This is a genomic window from Thermomonospora echinospora (assembly GCF_900108175.1).
Lineage (GTDB): Bacteria > Actinomycetota > Actinomycetes > Streptosporangiales > Streptosporangiaceae > Thermomonospora > Thermomonospora echinospora.
Genome location: NZ_FNVO01000004.1, coordinates 491,021 through 505,714, shown reverse-complemented (window position 1 = coordinate 505,714; position 14,694 = coordinate 491,021). Strand labels below are relative to the sequence as shown.

Sequence of the window (14,694 nt, the reverse complement as noted above, 5' to 3'; positions counted from 1 at the left end):
GACGAGGAAGGCAGGGAGCCGCTGATGGAGCTCGACCACGAATTCACCGTGCCGGTACCGGTGGATCAGGCATGGTCGGTGCTGCTCGACGTGGAACGGGTGGCGCTCTGCATGCCGGGTGCCACGCTCGACTCGGTGGACGGCGAGGACTACGTCGGCCGGTTGAAGGTCAGGCTCGGCGCGATGACGATCACCTACCGGGGCACCGCCAGGATCGTCGAGGCCGACGAGGCCGCCCGGGCCCTGACGATCGAGGGCAGCGGCAAGGAGGCCCGTGGCTCCGGCACCGCCTCGGCGACCATCCGGGCGCGGATGTCCCAGGAGGGCGACGTCACCCGGGTCGTCGTGCACACGAAGCTGAACGTCACCGGCCGCCCGGCCCAGTTCGGCCGCAACATCCTCGCCGAGGTGGGAGCCAAGCTGATCGCCCGCTTCGCCACGGCCCTCGCCGAGGAACTGAAGGAGGCTCCCGCCCCGGCGGAACGCTCCGCCGCCGCCGAGGCCCCCACCTCCGCCAAGGCTACGTCCGAGGCTCCTGCCAAGGCCGCCTCTACGACTCCCGCTGCACCCGAGGCTCCTGCCGAGGCCGCACCTGAGACCTCTGCCAAGGCCGCACCTGGGGCCACGCCTGAGACCCCTACCGAAGCCGCACCTGCGGCCCCTGCCAAGGCCCCCGCCGAAGCCGCGTCCGAGGCTCCTGCCGAGGCTGCGCCCGAGGGCGCGGCCGAGGAGGGCGTCGGGGCGGCGACCGGCGGGCCCGGGGCGGGCGACACCGCCGTTCGAGGGCGGGAGACGGTTACGGAGGGTGATAATCTCGCTGCGGCCGCCGGTTCGGCCGAGGCCGCGCAGGAGGTGGTGGACCAGCAGCGGGCCGCCGCGACGGCGGCCGAAAGCGCCGACGCCACCGCCGCTCCGGCCGTCGGGGAGGTGGTGGACCAGCAGGGCGCCGCGGACGCCGCGGCGGTGGCCGGGCCGGAGCCGGCGGACGCCGGGCATCCGGCGGTCGCGTACCGGCGGGAGCGCCGGGCGGACGACGCCATCGACATCCTGGAGGTCGCCGGTCCCTCGGTCGCCAAGCGGCTCGTCCCGACGGTACTGAGCGCGCTGGCAGCCCTGCTGACCTTGCGTTACCTGTTCCGCCGGCGGCGGGGGCGGCACCACCGCTGAGGACCCCGGTCCACCACCGTGAGTCATTGGCCTGGTACGTTCCGTAATTAAGGGATGCGGACGACCGCATCGACGCACCTCTGTCCGGTGGGGGCCATGGACACGGTCGAGATTCAACGGGTCGTCGCGATCGAGGACGACAACTGGTGGTATCGGGAGCGGCGGGCGATCATCGCCCGCCAGCTGCGCAGGCTGGAAGGGCCACCGGGCCGCGCCGCCGACATCGGCGCGGCGGGCGGCGGCAACACCCGGGTGCTGCTGGAGCACGGCTGGGAGGCCATCGCCATCGACGCCTCGCCCGCCGCGGTGGAGCTGGCCAGGCTGCGCGGCATCGACGCCTACCACGGCGACGCCTGCTACCTTCCGCTGTCGACGGGCGACTTCGACTTCGTGATGGCGCTCGACCTGCTGCAGCACATCCCCGACGACCGGACGGCCGCCGGGGAGCTGGCCCGGGTGCTGCGGCCGGGCGGCAGCGCGCTGATCTCCGTGCCCTGCGACCTGTCCCTGTGGTCGGCGCACGACATCGCGCTCGGGCACGTCCGCCGCTACACCCGCGAGTCGCTGGCCGAGGTCGTCCGGGACGCCGGGCTACACCTCGACCACATGTGGAGCTGGAACGTCCTATTGCGCCCGATCGTCAAGTGGCGGCGGCACCAGTCCACCCCCCAGGACATGGAGCGGCTGCACCCGATCGTCAACGCGGGCCTGCGCGCGGTCTCCATGCTGGAGCGATACCTGCCGGTGCAGTCCCTGCCGGGCGTCACGCTGTTCGCACGGGCCCACCGCCCGGAACTCTGAGTCCCACGCCACGTCCGCCCCGGGTCTAGCCCCGCCCGGGGTGACGCGCCCTGTCGCCCCCGCCCCAAGACCGCCGCAGACGGCTCATCATGCCCCAAGACCGCCGCAGACGGCTCATCATGCCCCAAGACCGCCATAGCCGGCTCACCATCGGGTTACGGCGTTGATCACGGTCCCGGGGGTTCCGCGGAACGGCTCACGGCCGGAGTCTCCCCGTCCTGGCGGCCGAGGTGGGCTCACCGCGCCGCGGGCGTTCGGCGGCGTGGGCAGGCCCCGGCGACCGGGGCCTGCCACTACCGGGGCAGGGGGGACCTGGCGGGATCGGTGACGGGACGGCTGCCGGCCTCCAGGACGGCCAGCAGCCGGGTGTGCGCCCGGGTGGACAGCCAGAACTTGTAGATGATCACCAGTTCGAAGAACACCAGCAGCGCGCCGGTGACGACGATGATCGGGATGATCGCGCCGGTCAGCGGGCCGAGGATGAACACCGACATCTGGAACTCGATCCCGCTCACCAGATGCGTGCGGACCCGCCGCCGCAGCAGGCCCTGGCGGATCCGCCGGTACCAGGGCCACCGGGTGTCGAACACGTAGTGCGGGTCGGGGTGGGGCGTCCGCCCGAATTCGGCCTCCGGCTCCTCCACCCGCCCCTCCCCTCCGCCGAGCGTCACCACCCGGTGGCCCTGCCCGCCGAGCACCGCCATCCGGGGGTCTCCCTCGGCGACGGCCGCCGCCCGGCGCCGGGCGGCGGCCGTCGCGGTGCGCATCGCGCGGCGGGCCTTGACGATCTGCGGCCCGTTGACGTACCGGAACATGTCGAGGGCGAGGACGGCCATCCCCGCGTACAGGTAGGCGACCTGGCCGGTCCGGGCGTACTGCCCGCCGGTCAGGGCCACGGCGCACAGGCTGTCGCGGACCCGGTCCAGCATGAAGTCCAGCCAGGCGCCGAACGTCGTGCCGGTGCCCTTGAGCCTGGCGATCTTGCCGTCCATACAGTCCACCACGAAACCGACGTGGTAGAGCAGCGCGCCCAGCGCCAGCCACCCGGGCGCGGCCAGCGCGAAGCAGCCCGCGGCGGCCAGGCCGAACGCGAAGGCGACGGCGGTGAGCTGGTTCGGGGTGATCGACGTCCGGTTCGCGATCGGCAGTGCCAGCCGGATCGCGACCGGGTCCACCAGGAACACCGTCCACCACGCGTCACGGCCCTTGCAGACCGCGCGCATGTCATCCAGGGAGAACGTCGCCATACGGTCAGCATTTCTACACCGAGCGAGCACGCGAACACGCATCGCGATTGCCGGGACATCGTTTGGCCCACACTTGACCGGACGGCTACGCGGGCAAGGACGTACCGGTCGGCCGACCGTCCGGACCTGCGGACTTGGCCCGCAGCAGCTCGGCGAACAGGGCCTCCCAGCGGTGGCGGATCGGGACCGGCCCGTACCCGGCCGCGGTACCGATCGCGGCCGTGCCCAGGCGCCGCCGCAGCCGGCGGTCCCCGATCAGCCGGCACAGCGCCGCCGCCAGCGCGTCCGGGTCCTCCGGCGGCACCAGCAGCCCGTTCTCCCCGTCCCGGATGACCTCCCGGGGGCCGGTCGGGCAGTCGAAGCCCACCACCGGGAGCCCGCAGTTCAACGCCTCCAGCATCACCATCGCGAAGCCCTCGAACCGCGAGCTGAGGGCGTAGATCGACGCCTGCGCCAGTTCGCGGTCGAAGCCCTTGACCGTCCCCATCAGCAGAACGTGGTCGCCCAGCCGCCGCCGACGGATCTGCCCGCGCAGCCGCCCCTCCCAGGGCCCGCCACCGTAGATCCGCAGCGTCCAGTCCGGATACTGCGCCGCGACCTGCCCGAACGCCTCGATCAGCAGGTCGAAGCCCTTCTGCCGGGTGAGCCGCCCGGCCGCCACCACGACCTTGGCGCTGTGGTCGGTGCGGGGCACGTCCAGCGAGTGCAGCGGGTTGGGGATCTGCGCGATCCGCACCCGGTCGCCCATCGCCCGCCGGTAGTCCTCCTCGTCCTGGCGGGTCAGCGAGACCACCGCGTCCAGCCGCGGGTAGTCGGCCAGGATCGCCGCGTGCACGGCCGGCTTGTAGCTGGTGAGGTGCATGTGGTCCTGGGCGACGCGGACGAGCTCCTGCGGGGCGTAGCGCGCCGACAACAGGTTGAGGGCGGGACGGGTGGTGACCAGCACCCCTTCCCGCAGGCCCCGCACGTACTCGATGAACCCCTCCTCGACCTCGCGGGTGAAGGTGCGCTTGGCAGCCTCCCCCACCGGCACCTCGGAGCCGGGCTCCTCGCCGGGGGCGACCGGGACCGTCCAGTGCCTGCGCAGCCACCGGCCGAGCCGGCCGCCGCGGGGCGGCGGCGGGGCGGGCCGTCCGCGGTGGTCGGCGATGGTGATCATGCGGACCCGGCCGTCGACGGGGAACCTGGGCCGGTCCCGCCGGCGGACCACGCTGGCGATCGCGACCTCGTGTCCCGCCTCGGCCATGGCGTTGGCCTGGTTGATGACGGTACGGATCGTCCCGCCCATGCCGTAGGCGTGCATCAGCACGTACGTGACCTTCATCGGGCGCGGCGGCCGTCGGCGATGATCTGCCCTGTCCCCATGTGCGGCACCCCCTCCCGATGAGCCTGCAATGCCCCGAATCGGCGGGCGCCACCGGCCGGCGGCCAAGCCTTGCGGTGACCGTTACCCGCCGCCGGGACACTCCGGCGGCGCTTTGCCCGTCCCCCGGTTCCGGTGAACGCCCGGCATGCCGGGCGTTCGCGGAGCCGTTCACCAGGCCGTTCAGGAGTAGATGCGGACCTTGGGGTGGGCCTCGGCGACCGCGGCGCGGACGCTGCGCGCCAGCACCTCGAACTCGGCCGCCCGGGGCGAGGTCGCCCGGTGCACGAGGCCGATGCGGCGGCCGGGGGCGGGATCGGCGAACCGGTACACCGCCACCCCGTCCGCCCGCCGGGTCTCCACGGGCAGCGCGGTCTGCGGGAGCAGCGTCACGCCGAGACCGCCGGACACCAGCTGCACCAGCGTGGCCAGGCCGGCGGCGTAGGTGGCGGCGGTCGCCCGCCCCCCGGCCTCGCGGCACACGTCCAGGGCCTGGTCGCGCAGGCAGTGCCCCTCGTTCAGCAGGATGACCTCCAGCTCACCGAGCACCCGCCGGGGCACCGGCGCCGGGCCGATCGGCTGCGCGCTGGGCGCGACCAGCAGGAAATCCTCCTCGTACAGCGGCAGCTCGACCACCCCGGAGGCGGTCACCGGCAGCGCCAGGAGTACCGCGTCCAGCCGGCCCGCCAGCAGCTCGGTCACGAGGTGGTCGGTCTGCTGCTCGCGCACCGACAGCTCCAGCTCGGGGAAGTCACGGGCCAGTCGGGGCAGCACCGCGGGCAGCAGATAGGGCGCCACGGTCGGGATCACGCCCAGCCGCAGCGGGCCGACCAGCGGGCCGCGGGCCGCGTGCACCTCGTCGACCAGCCGGTCCAGCTCGGCCAGCACCGACTCCGCGCGCCGGGCCACCCGCTCCCCCGCCGGAGTCAGCAGGACCTTGCGTGTCGTACGCTCGACCAGCCTGGTGTTCAGGGCGTGCTCCAGAGCGGCCACCGCCCCCGAGAGCGCGGGCTGGCTCATCCCCAGCACGGCGGCGGCATCGCGGAAGTGCAGGTGCTCGGCCAGCGCGAGGAACGCGCGCAACTGCGCGACGGTGGGCCTACTGATAACCGTCTCCTATCGGCACAAAGCGATCGTTCGATTTCTCATTTCACGATAGCCAGGGCAGTCTGGAGACCGCTCACCAGCCCCGATGCCCTCAGCCGCCCCATCGGAACGCTTGTGACACATTTCACGAACCGAGCGAAAAAGGAGAGTCCGTGCTCACCGTCGGTGACCAGTTCCCCGAGTACGAGCTGACCGCCTGCGTCTCGCTGGACCCGGACAAGGCGTTCGAGACCATCAACCACAAGACCTACGAGGGCAAGTGGCGGGTGGTGTTCTTCTGGCCCAAGGACTTCACCTTCATCTGCCCGACCGAGATCGCCGAGTTCGGCCGGCTGAACGGCGAGTTCGCCGACCGCGACGCCCAGGTCCTCGGCGCCTCCGTGGACAACGAGTTCGTGCACTTCGCCTGGCGCAAGGACCACCCGGACCTGCGCGAGCTGCCGTTCCCGATGCTGTCGGACCTCAACCGCGAGCTGACCGAGGCCCTGGGCATCCTCACCCCGGACGGCGTCGCCCAGCGCGCCACCTTCATCGTCGACCCGAACAACGAGATCCAGTTCGCGATGGTGACGGCGGGCTCGGTGGGCCGCAACGTCAAGGAGGTCCTGCGGGTCCTCGACGCCCTGCAGTCCGACGAGCTGTGCCCGTGCAACTGGAACAAGGGCGAGGCCACCCTGGACGCCCAGAAGCTCATGGCGGGCGCCTGACCGGCGTCCGGCCGCCCTTCACCGCTTCGGGAAGGGCGAGGCCATCCCGGTCGCCGCAACGCCCGCCGGCCCCGGTGGGCGCCTGACCGGCGGCCGACCGGCAGCCGACCCCTTCCGGGCGACCACCGCCCGGAAGGACGAGGCCACTCCGCAAGCACCAGACGGCCGGTCGCGTCAACAGCCGCGACCGGCCGTTCGCAGGAAAGGAAGCCGCGCTGTGAGCGTTGACGCGCTGAAGGAAGCCCTGCCCGCCTACGCCAAGGACACCAAGCTCAACCTGGGCTCGGTGACCACCACCTCCCAGCTCACCGAGCAGCAGCTGTGGGGCACCGTGCTGGCCTGCGCGCTGGCCACCGGCAGCCGGCAGGTCATCGCCGAACTGTCCCAGGAGGCCGGTGACTACCTGTCGGCCGAGGCGTTCGAGGCGGCCAAGGGCGCCGCGTCGATCATGGCCATGAACAACGTCTACTACCGGGCCACCCACCTGATCGGCGACGAGACCTACGCCACCCTGCCCGCCAAGCTGCGCATGTCGATCATCGGCAAGCCGGGCGTGGACAAGGTCGACTTCGAGCTGTGGTGCCTGGCCGTGTCGGCGATCAACGGCTGCGGCCGCTGCCTGGAGTCACACGAGAAGGTGCTGCGCGAGGCCGGCCTGCCCCGCGAGCAGATCCAGGAGGCGCTGCGCATCGCCGCCGTGGTCAACGCCACCGCCGCCACCCTGGAGGCCGAGGCCGCCCTGGCCCCCGCCGCACTCTGACCTCCACGCACCCGCAAGGGCCCGGGCGAACGCACGTTCCCCGGGCCTTCGACGGTCCGTCAACGACTGCGGAGCAGTACGGCGGGATCCATGGTGCCGAGTGGCTCGGGGAACACCAGTTCCTGTCCGGGCGTCGCTCGGGCATGTTCCACGTAGCACTCGCCCTCGCGGCGGCCGAGGATGAGCGTCGGCCCCCCTTCGGCGTCCCTCTCCACCAGGAGGTACCAGGGGATCTCCGCGCGGGCGTAGAACCTTGACTTCTGCATCCACTCCTCTCCCCGGTTCGAGGGAGAGACGATCTCGCCGACCAGCAGGACGTGCTTGGCGTCGTGGACGTAGGTGTCGCCCGGCTCATAGGTGGCCAGCAGGTCGGGGATGAGAATCTTGTCCGTCCCGACCCGCAGATTGACCTCGATCACCACATCGAGGGCGTCCGGCGACTGGGCGTCGAGGTGGACGGCGAGTCGTTGCATGTACTTCTGATGGAGCCTACTCGGCATGGGGCTCACGAGGAGCCTCCCGTCGATCAGCTCGATCTTCGCCGCTCCCCTGGGCAGCGCGAGGTAGTCTTCCTCGGTCCACTCGCCGGGATGGTTCCAGATGCTCATGTAGTCCTCGGCCACCGCCGGCATCCCCATCCCCTTTCCAGCTTCTTCGTGTCCAGTGTGTCACACGCCGCATCATAGGAACGGCGGACACTCCCCGTGCACGATTGGCTGCAAAAGGTGCGCTACTCCCACTCGATGGTGCCCGGGGGCTTGCTGGTGATGTCGACCACGACGCGGTTGATCTCGCGGACCTCGTTGGTGATGCGGGTGGAGATGCGCTGCAGGACGTCGTAGGGGAGGCGGGCCCAGTCGGCGGTCATGGCGTCCTCGCTGGTGACGGGGCGCAGCACCACCGGGTGGCCGTAGGTGCGGCTGTCGCCCTGGACGCCGACCGAGCGGACGTCGGCCAGCAGCACCACCGGGAACTGCCAGATGTCGCGGTCCAGCCCGGCGGCGGTGAGCTCCTCGCGGGCGATGGCGTCGGCCTCGCGCAGCAGGTCCAGGCGCTCGCGGGTGACCTCGCCGATGATGCGGATGCCCAGGCCGGGGCCGGGGAACGGCTGGCGCCAGACGATCTCGGCGGGCAGCCCCAGTTGCTCGCCGAGGGCGCGCACCTCGTCCTTGAACAGCGTCCGCAGCGGCTCGACGAGCCGGAACCTCAGGTCCTCGGGCAGGCCGCCGACGTTGTGGTGGGACTTGATGTTGGCCGCGCCGGTGCCACCGCCGGACTCCACCACGTCCGGGTAGAGGGTGCCCTGGACGAGGAACTCCACCTCGCCGCTCTCGTCGTGCCCCTCCTGGGGGGACGACCCCCCTGAACCCCCCGCGGCGCCCACGCCGTCCCTTGCTTCGCTGCGGGCGGCGTGGACGTCGACGATCTCGCGGGCGGCGCTCTCGAAGACCCGGATGAACTCCCGGCCGATGATCTTGCGCTTCTCCTCGGGGTCGACGACCCCGGCCAGCGCGGTCAGGAAGCGCTCCTGGGCGTCCACCACGTGCAGGTCGACGCCGGTGGCGGCGACGAAGTCCTTCTCGACCTGCTCGGCCTCGCCCTTGCGCAGCAGTCCGTGGTCGACGAAGACGCAGGTGAGCTGGGAGCCGATGGCGCGCTGGACGAGCGCGGCGGCCACCGCCGAGTCCACGCCGCCCGACAGGCCGCAGATGGCGCGCTTGCCGCCGACCTGGGCGCGGACGGTCTCGATGGCCTCCTCGGCGATGTTGACCATGGTCCAGCCGGGACGGCAGCCGGCCGCGTCGAACAGGAAGTGCCGCAGCATCGCCATGCCGTGCTCGGTGTGCATCACCTCGGGGTGGAACTGCACGCCGTACAGACCGCGTTCGGGGTGCTCCATCGCGGCGACCGGGGTGACGTCGGTACGGGCGGTGATGGTGAAGCCGTCCGGGGCGGCGCTGGTGTGGTCGCGGTGCGACATCCACACCGCCTGGAGGGACGGCAGCCCGGCCAGCAGCACCCCGCCGTCGATCACGTTGACGGCGGTGCGGCCGTACTCGGCGACGTCGGAGTTCTCCACCAGCCCGCCGAGGGCCTGCGCCATGACCTGGTGGCCGTAGCAGATGCCCAGGGTCGGCACCCCGGTCTCGAACAGGCCGGCGGGCGCGGCCGGGGCACCGGCCTCGTACACCGAGGAGGGCCCGCCGGACAGAATGATCGCCTTCGGCCGCTTGGCCAGCATCTGGTCCACCGGCATGGTGCACGGGACGATCTCGCTGAACACGTTGCACTCGCGTACGCGCCGCGCGATCAGCTGCGCGTACTGCGCGCCGAAGTCGACGACGAGCACGGTGTCGAAGGACTGCTCGATCTGATCGAGGGACACCGATAACGCCTTTCGGAGAACGTGGGGCAGGCCTTCAGTCTAGGGCCCGCCTGCCTGCGCCTATGTTCCCGACTCGTCCCCGGCCCGTACGGGCCGCACCCATGTGAGCGAGTTCACCCGAAGCGGCTTGACCGGACGCCGCGCCGGCGTTCGCCTACCAGCTCCCCGGTCAAGGCGATCGCCGCAATTCCAATACATGGAGTAATGATCTAGCTACACTAGGTCACGAACGGTCGTGAACACGGCCCGACAGATATCGGAGGTGCCCATGCGGCGCATCCCCACCAGGCTCGTCGTCCCCGCGACGATCGCGCTGCTCGGCCTCACCGCGGCCCCCGCCGCGGGCGGGCAGGCCGCCGGCCCGGCGCAGCGCGCCGCGGCCGGGTCGGAGGCCTACTTCGAGTTCGACTATCCGCCCGGTCCCGAGAGGTTCATCTTCCGGCTCACCGACCCCGACAAGATCCGGGAGGCCCGGGACATCCTGAGCGGCTCGGAGCGGCACAAGACCCACGTCCTCGGAAAGATCGTCAAGAGCACCGCCCCCTACAACCCCGGCTGGAACTACCACCTCGACCCGCAGTCGATCTCGTTCTTCGCCTACGCCATCGAGGTGTGCGACGCGACGCCGTGGTACGTCCAGAACCACCTCGACGAGGTGGGCGGCGCGTTCCTGCCCGGCGCGCACTGGTGCCCCTGGGGCTCGCGCCTACTGCGGGAGGTCCCCGCTCCGTAGGACCCCGCGCCTGGAGCGCGAAGACCACGGGCCCGGCGGAACGACCGCCCGGAGACCGCCGGGCCCCACCGGCATCGGATCCACCGGCCCGGGGCGCGGCCGGGCCGGTGGGTCCGATCCCGCCCCGTCGGCCGCGTGCGGCCGGCGGGGCGGCGGCGGTTCAGGTGATGTCGACGATGGGCAGCCGCAGGGCGGCCGGGGCCACGGCCGGGACCACCGGGTTCTTGGGGACCACCGGGGCGATCCGGCGGTAGGCCGAGCCGAGCGGGGGACGCCGGTCCTCCTCACCCCTGTTGGGCCACAGCGACACCGCCCGCTCGGCCTGCGCCGTGATGGTCAGCGACGGGTTCACGCCCAGGTTGGCCGAGATCGCCGACCCGTCCACGATGTGCAGGCCCTCGTAGCCGTAGACCCGGTGGTAGGGGTCGATGACGCCCTCCTGCGGCGAGGCGCCGATGGCGCAGCCGCCGATGAAGTGGGCGGTGGTGGGGATGTCGACCAAGTCCAGCCAGGAACCGCCGGCGATGCCGCCGATCTCCTCGGCCAGCATCCGGGTGGCCTGGTGGCCCGCCGGGATCCAGGTGGGGCTGGGCTCACCGTGGCCGCGGGCGGCCCGCAGGCCCCAGCCGAACGGGCCCTTGCGGGGCCTGATCGTGATCGAGTTGTCCCGCACCTGCATCACCAGGGCGATGACGGTGCGCTCCGACCAGTGCCGCAGGTTGAACAGCCGGGGCAGGTCCCAGGGGCGAGCGGCCGCATGGCCGAGGAACTTCAGCCAGCGCGGGGCGCTCCCGGAGCCGTCCTCGGCGGGGCCGTCGATGAGCAGCGAGCGCAGCGCGCCCATCGCGTTGGAGCCCTTGCCGTAGCGGACCGGCTCGATGTGGGTGTGCTCATCCGGATGGAACGAGGAGGTGATCGCCAGGCCCTTGGAGTGGTCCTCGCCCTCGCGGCTGAACCGTTCGGCCCCCAGGATCGCCTCGGAGTTGGTCCGGGTGAGCACGCCCAGCCGGTCGGACAGGCGCGGCAGCCGCCCGGTCGCCTTCATCCGGTGCAGCAGTTTCTGGGTGCCGTACGTACCCGCCGCGAACACCACCTGCTCGACCCGCAGCGTGCGGCGGTGCCGGCCGTGGGAGCCGGTGCGGACGATCTCCACCTCGTAGCCGCCGCCCGCCAGCGGGGTCACCGACCGCACCCCGGTCATCGGCATGACCTTGGCGCCCGCCCGCTCGGCCAGGTACAGGTAGTTCTCGGTGAGCATGTTCTTGGCGCCGTGCCGGCAGCCGGTCATGCACTCCCCGCACTGGGTGCAGGTGCGGCGGCGCGGGCCCGTCCCGCCGAAGTACGGGTCGTCGGCCTCCTCGCCCGGCCGGTCGCCGAACAGCACCCCGACCGGGGTGCGGTGGAAGGTGTCGCCCCGGCCCATCCTTTCGGCGATCCGCTTGATCGCCTCGTCGGCGGCGGTCATCGTCGGGTTGACCACCACCCCGAGCATCCGCTTGGCCTGGTCGTAGTAGGGCGCCAGCTCGGCCCGCCAGTCGGTGATATGCCGCCACTGGGGGTCGTCGTAGAACGGCTGGAGCGGCTCGTACAGGGTGTTGGCGTACACCAGGGAGCCGCCGCCGACGCCCGCGCCGGCCAGCACCATCACCCGGCTGCCCTTCTCGCCGCGCAGCACGTGGATGCGCTGGATGCCGGTCATGCCCAGCCCGGGGGCCCACAGGTACCGGAAGACCCGCCAGGACGTTTGGGGCAGCGCGCCGTGCCGCGCCCCGGGCTCGCCGGCGGGGTCGTCGAACCGGCGGCCGATCTCGGCCACCGCCACCTTGTAGCCCTTCTCGGTCAGCCGCAGCGCCGAGACGCTGCCGCCGAACCCGGAGCCCACGACCAGCACGTCGAAGTCGAACTTCATGGTCGCCCGTCCTCTACCGGATCCGCAGCCGCTTCATGAGCCTGATCGCGTTCGCCAGGACGTCGGCGTACCTGTCGTAGCCCAGCGCGGGCGGCGGCTCCAGGTCCATGAAGTGCTGGCTGGCCACGGTCTGCACCTCGGTGTACTTCAGCAGGCCCTCGGCGCCGTGCCGGCGACCGACGCCGGACTGCTTCATCCCGCCCATCGGGGCGTCATAGGAGGCGAACGCGGCGCCGTAGCCCTCGTTGACGTTGACCGTGCCGGCCTGGATGCGCGCGGCCAGGCGGCGGCCCCGGGCCACGTCCCGCGTCCAGACGGAGGCGTTCAGCCCGTAGGGGGTGTCGTTGGCCAGGCGGACGACCTCGTCCTCGCCGGAGAACCGGTAGACGCTCACCACCGGCCCGAACGTCTCGCCGGCGCACAGCTCCATGTCCTCGTTCACGTCCGCCAGCACGGTCGGCTCGTAGAACAGCGGGCCGAGGTCGGGCCGGGGCTTGCCGCCGGTCAGCAGCGTGGCGCCCTTCTCCACCGCCTGCTCGACGTGCCGGGTGACCACGTCGAGCTGGCGCTCGTAGGTCAGCGAACCCATCTCGGCCTCGAAGTCCATGCCGGAGCCGAGCTTCATCGCCTTGACCCGGTCGACGAACTTCGGGACGAACTCGTCGTAGACCTTCTCGTGCACGTACAGCCGCTCGATCGAGATGCACAGCTGCCCGGCGTTGGTGAAGCAGGCCCGGACCGCGCCGCGGGCGGTGCGCTCCAGGTCGGCGTCGTCCAGGACGATCATCGGGTTCTTGCCGCCGAGCTCCAGCGAGTAGCCGACCAGCCGGGGCGCGACCTTCGCGGCGATGGCCCGGCCGCCCCGGGTGGAGCCGGTGAACGCGACGTAGTCGGCCTCCTCCAGCAGCGGGTCGCCGATGTCGGCCGGGTCGCCCAGCACGATCTGCCACAGGTCCCTGGGCAGCCCGAGGCTGATCAGCAGGTCCAGCACCCACAGGCTGGACAGGCAGGTCTGGGTGTCGGGCTTGTGGACCACCGCGTTGCCGGCCATCAACGCCGGGGCGATGTCGCTGGCGCCCAAGCTGAACGGGTAGTTCCACGGCGAGATCAGGCCGACCACGCCCTTGGGCTGGCGCAGTTCCAGCGTCCTGGTGGCCACCGGAAAGGCGCCCTGCCGGCGCCTGGGCCGCAGCAGCCGGGGCGCCCGCCGCGCGTAGTACAGCGAGCACATCGCCACGTCGAGGAACTCCTCGTAGGCGTGCCGGCGGGCCTTGCCCGTCTCCAACTGGACGACGTCGAGGATCTCCTCGCGCCGCTCCACCAAGGCGTCCACCAGGCGCAGGAACGGCTTGACCCGCTCGCGCACCGGCAGCCGCGCCCAGGCGCGCTGCGCCGCACGGGCGCGTTCGTAGGCGGCGCGCACGTCGTCGGCGTCCGACAGCGGCAGGGTGGCCAGCGGCTCACCGGTGAACGGGGCCGGGATCGTGGTGGTCTCGCCCGAGGCGGCGGTCACGCGGGAGGACAGCCGCTCGATGAGGGCGGGCGCGAGCGTCCGCGCGGAGGCCGTGGGAGTTGCCATGCAGGCACCATATGACCGCCTGGCCACCTCTGACTACCCATAAGTAACCACAACATCACGCCGACTCCGGCCCCTGGCTCCAGCGGCATTCCTCGCCGGATGCCGGAACCGGCCAGGGACCGTTCCAGCGCGCCCCTTTGTGCCCGACCGGCGGAATGACCATGCCCTCGCGGTGTATCCCGGAATGAGCACCCAGCGAGCGGGAGGGGAGAACCGCATGATCGGGGCGCAACAGGAACGAGAGGGCCCACAGCGGGCGCCACAGGAGCGGGAGGGGCCACAGCGGGCACGCCCGCCGCGCGAGGGGACACCACCGGGCGGCGCGCGGCGCGAACGCCGCGAGCACACCAGGGCGGCGCTGCTGCAGGCGGCCCAGCGGCTGTGGGCCGAACGCGGCGTCCACGGGGCGTCGCTGGACGACGTCGCGGCGGCCGCCGGGCTCACCAAGGGCGCCGTCTACTCCAACTTCACCGGCAAGACAGACCTGCTGCTGGCCCTGCTGGAGCACTACACCCACGCCAGGTTCGGCACCGAGGTGCACGAGCTGCTGCACGAGACCGACCAGCCGGTCGCCGAACGGCTGCGGCGGGCCGGCGAGGGCTACCGGCACCGGCTCGGCACCGAGGACGCTCGGCTGCTGGCCCTGCTGCTGGTGGAGTTCTGGCTGTACGGGATGCGCGACTACGCGGCCGGCTGGCGGCTGGCCGAGTGGTACGAGGAGCGCCGCGGCCGCCTGGCCCGCCACCTGCCCGACGTGGACGGCGTCCCGGCCGCCGACCGGGCCGCCCTCGCCATGGCGATGGACTTCGGCCTGGCCGCCCAGCACCTGCTGGACCCCGACCGCGTCCCCGCCGACCTGTACGCCACCGGCCTGGACCTCATCCTCGGCCCCGCCCTGCGACAGCCGCGCTCCATGTGAACAAATGCATACCGAT

At 72.1% G+C, this 14,694-nt stretch carries 13 protein-coding genes; 6 read left to right on the top strand and 7 right to left on the bottom strand.

What is annotated here, in order from left to right; genetic code table 11:
• Nucleotides 1–24: 24 nt before the first annotated feature.
• Nucleotides 25–1,167, top strand: a complete 1,143-nt coding sequence (locus C4U03_RS41100) for an SRPBCC family protein (protein WP_200827204.1) — start codon at nt 25–27, stop codon at nt 1,165–1,167.
• A gap of 96 nt (nt 1,168–1,263) precedes the next feature.
• A complete protein-coding gene (locus C4U03_RS12670) occupies nt 1,264–1,968 on the top strand; it encodes a class I SAM-dependent methyltransferase (protein WP_103937909.1) in 705 nt (234 codons plus the stop codon).
• A 293-nt stretch (nt 1,969–2,261) separates the two neighbouring features.
• On the opposite strand, the gene C4U03_RS12665 is transcribed toward C4U03_RS12670, so the two are convergent.
• From C4U03_RS12665 to C4U03_RS12655, 3 genes are all read right to left on the bottom strand, one after another.
• On the bottom strand, nt 2,262–3,215 hold the full coding sequence (locus tag C4U03_RS12665; RefSeq protein ID WP_103937908.1) for a CDP-alcohol phosphatidyltransferase family protein: 954 nt from the start codon (nt 3,213–3,215) through the stop codon (nt 2,262–2,264).
• Between the two features lie 85 nt (nt 3,216–3,300).
• Complete coding sequence (locus tag C4U03_RS12660) at nt 3,301–4,539, bottom strand: glycosyltransferase family 4 protein (protein WP_103937907.1); 1,239 nt, start codon at nt 4,537–4,539, stop codon at nt 3,301–3,303.
• 222 nt (nt 4,540–4,761) lie between these two features.
• Complete coding sequence (locus tag C4U03_RS12655; protein ID WP_235017800.1) at nt 4,762–5,661, bottom strand: hydrogen peroxide-inducible genes activator; 900 nt, start codon at nt 5,659–5,661, stop codon at nt 4,762–4,764.
• Between the two features lie 176 nt (nt 5,662–5,837).
• Here C4U03_RS12655 and C4U03_RS12650 point away from each other — a divergent pair, with 176 nt between their 5' ends.
• Nucleotides 5,838–6,392: a peroxiredoxin gene (locus C4U03_RS12650; RefSeq protein WP_103937905.1), complete on the top strand. Its 555-nt coding sequence runs from the start codon at nt 5,838–5,840 to the stop codon at nt 6,390–6,392.
• 217 nt (nt 6,393–6,609) lie between these two features.
• Entirely contained in the window at nt 6,610–7,152 is a 543-nt protein-coding gene (locus C4U03_RS12645; protein WP_103937904.1) for a carboxymuconolactone decarboxylase family protein, read from the top strand.
• A 59-nt stretch (nt 7,153–7,211) separates the two neighbouring features.
• Here C4U03_RS12645 and C4U03_RS12640 read toward each other — a convergent pair whose 3' ends face one another.
• Nucleotides 7,212–7,775 (bottom strand): Uma2 family endonuclease, encoded by a 564-nt coding sequence (locus C4U03_RS12640; RefSeq protein ID WP_160146973.1) that lies wholly within the window; start codon nt 7,773–7,775, stop codon nt 7,212–7,214.
• A gap of 107 nt (nt 7,776–7,882) precedes the next feature.
• Nucleotides 7,883–9,538, bottom strand: a complete 1,656-nt coding sequence (gene guaA, locus C4U03_RS12635; RefSeq protein WP_407701426.1) for a glutamine-hydrolyzing GMP synthase — start codon at nt 9,536–9,538, stop codon at nt 7,883–7,885.
• 268 nt (nt 9,539–9,806) lie between these two features.
• On the opposite strand from guaA, the gene C4U03_RS12630 reads away from it, so the two are divergent.
• Nucleotides 9,807–10,271, top strand: coding sequence for a BP74-related protein (locus tag C4U03_RS12630; protein ID WP_103937902.1), 465 nt, complete (start codon nt 9,807–9,809; stop codon nt 10,269–10,271).
• Between the two features lie 160 nt (nt 10,272–10,431).
• On the opposite strand, the gene C4U03_RS12625 is transcribed toward C4U03_RS12630, so the two are convergent.
• Together C4U03_RS12625 and C4U03_RS12620 are read right to left on the bottom strand one after the other, a co-directional pair.
• Nucleotides 10,432–12,180, bottom strand: a complete 1,749-nt coding sequence (locus C4U03_RS12625; protein ID WP_103937901.1) for a GMC oxidoreductase — start codon at nt 12,178–12,180, stop codon at nt 10,432–10,434.
• Nucleotides 12,181–12,193: 13 nt separating this feature from the next.
• Nucleotides 12,194–13,759: a succinic semialdehyde dehydrogenase gene (locus C4U03_RS12620; protein ID WP_103937900.1), complete on the bottom strand. Its 1,566-nt coding sequence runs from the start codon at nt 13,757–13,759 to the stop codon at nt 12,194–12,196.
• A 217-nt stretch (nt 13,760–13,976) separates the two neighbouring features.
• Here C4U03_RS12620 and C4U03_RS12615 point away from each other — a divergent pair, with 217 nt between their 5' ends.
• Nucleotides 13,977–14,678, top strand: a complete 702-nt coding sequence (locus C4U03_RS12615) for a TetR/AcrR family transcriptional regulator (protein ID WP_103937899.1) — start codon at nt 13,977–13,979, stop codon at nt 14,676–14,678.
• The last annotated feature ends 16 nt before the right edge of the window (nt 14,679–14,694 follow it).

Excerpts from the sequence above, each read along its gene's own strand:
- C4U03_RS12660 (WP_103937907.1), bottom strand. The coding sequence starts at position 4,539 with ATGAAGGTCACGTACGTGCTGATGCACGCCTACGGCATGGGCGGGACG.
- C4U03_RS12615 (WP_103937899.1), top strand. The coding sequence starts at position 13,977 with ATGATCGGGGCGCAACAGGAACGAGAGGGCCCACAGCGGGCGCCACAG.
- C4U03_RS12670 (WP_103937909.1), top strand. The coding sequence starts at position 1,264 with ATGGACACGGTCGAGATTCAACGGGTCGTCGCGATCGAGGACGACAAC.
- C4U03_RS12665 (WP_103937908.1), bottom strand. The coding sequence starts at position 3,215 with ATGGCGACGTTCTCCCTGGATGACATGCGCGCGGTCTGCAAGGGCCGT.
- C4U03_RS12625 (WP_103937901.1), bottom strand. The coding sequence starts at position 12,180 with ATGAAGTTCGACTTCGACGTGCTGGTCGTGGGCTCCGGGTTCGGCGGC.
- C4U03_RS12620 (WP_103937900.1), bottom strand. The coding sequence starts at position 13,759 with ATGGCAACTCCCACGGCCTCCGCGCGGACGCTCGCGCCCGCCCTCATC.
- C4U03_RS41100 (WP_200827204.1), top strand. The coding sequence starts at position 25 with ATGGAGCTCGACCACGAATTCACCGTGCCGGTACCGGTGGATCAGGCA.
- C4U03_RS12630 (WP_103937902.1), top strand. The coding sequence starts at position 9,807 with ATGCGGCGCATCCCCACCAGGCTCGTCGTCCCCGCGACGATCGCGCTG.